We start from the raw sequence: 1,552 nt of genomic DNA, 5'->3' as shown, positions 1-1,552 counted from the left end.
ATGATGTTGTTCGGCGGCGGCGCGACATAGACCGGCGGCCTGACGAACACCGGGATCGGCACGAACACCGGCTGCGGCAGCACGAACAGCCCGACCACCGGCAGCGGCGGCGGCAGCACGACGAACTCCGGCGGCGGCGGCGGCAGATAGTAGACCGGCGGCGGCGGGGGCGGCACGAAGCCGAAATCGGGATCGCTGAAATACAGCACCGGGAGATCGACATAGACCACCTCCTCTGGCGGCGGCGGCGGCACGTCGTAGTCGATCATGGCGAAGCTCGGCGGCGGCTCGAGCGGTGCGGTCAGGATCGCGAGCCTGCGCCGGGCATCGCCTGCATGCGGCCCGCGCGGATAGCGGCGCAGGTACGACCAGTAGGCGTCCGGCGTATCGGCGCGATAAGTCCGCCGCCAGGTTATCGCTTCCCGGCGTGCCGCCGCGATCGCCCTCACGCGCTTTGCGAGCGGATCATTCGGAAAGGCCGCGAGGAATTCCTCATAGGCCGCGAGCGTGTCGCGCTCGAGCGCGGCGGCATAGGCATCCTGCACGCCGAGATCGCGGATCGGCTTGTTGCGGATCGCGGCGACCTGGTCGGGCGCGGCTTGCGGCGGCGGCGCATCGGGCCCGCGCTCGAAAAAGGAGAACGGCGCCGAGATCTTCTGCTCGTTCCAGGGCACCTGTGCGCCCTTGCTGGTTTCGTTGACGCGGAGACGGACGCGGTCGAACACCTCTTGCAGCGGCAGTCCGCCGGTGCGGATCATCTCGGCCAGCGATTGGGCGTAGATGCCGTAAGGCCCCGCCTCCTCCGGCGCAACCGTGCCGGGCGCTGCGTTGAAGGCGATCAGCATGTTGGCCTCGGGCTCGACCAGCGCGAGGCCACTCGCGATCGGCTGTCCGCCCTCGATGAAGGGCTGCGCACGGGCCGCGTCGAGCACGACGATGCTGGCCTTGAGCGGAATCGACGCGAGCTGGCGGACATAGTCGCTGATGCGCAGCGCCTCGGTCGGAATGTCGGTGTCGCGAGCGATGTTGGAATCGACAGGGACGAAATAGTTCTCGCCGGCCAGCTGCAGGCCATAGCCGGCAAGATAGATCATCGCGACGGTGCCCGGTCCAGAAGCCTGGGCCTTCTGGATGAAGTCGCGCAAGCTCTTGCGCAGCGTGTCGCCGTCGAGATCGCGGGCACCGACCACGTCGAAGCCCGCCGCCTGCAGCGTCTGCGCGATCAGGCCGGCATCGTTCGCAGTCGTCGCCAGCGGCGATTTGGCATAGGCGCCGTTACCGACCACGAGCGCAAGGCGCTTTTCCTGCGCTTGCGCGCGCGCCGGTTCTGGCGCGACGGCGGCAAGGGTGAGGAACGGCAGGAGAAGGCAAATGACGACCCGGAGCGTCCCATGCATGGCTTTCTCGCCCGCTGTTGTTGTTGATGTGCCACGGCGCATCAGGCGCGCAGCCGGCTGAACGGTGGTTGAACGAAAGGCTCGGATTGAGGCAGTGACGTGGCCACGCCACAGGAGGTGGTTCCTGTCAGCCTCAAGTCAGCTCGAAACCATGC

At 67.7% G+C, this 1,552-nt stretch carries 1 protein-coding gene; it reads right to left on the bottom strand.

Annotated elements, in window-relative coordinates:
• On the bottom strand, positions 1-1,397 hold a 1,397-nt coding region (locus tag JHD07_RS39535; RefSeq protein ID WP_291632052.1), incomplete at its 3' end, for a caspase domain-containing protein.
• Positions 1,398-1,552: the final 155 nt, after the last annotated feature.

The organism is Bradyrhizobium sp., from assembly GCF_016462955.1.
Classification (GTDB): Bacteria; Pseudomonadota; Alphaproteobacteria; order Rhizobiales; family Xanthobacteraceae; genus Bradyrhizobium.
Note: the sequence above shows the minus strand (reverse complement) of the source record. Positions and strands in the feature narration are given on the sequence as shown.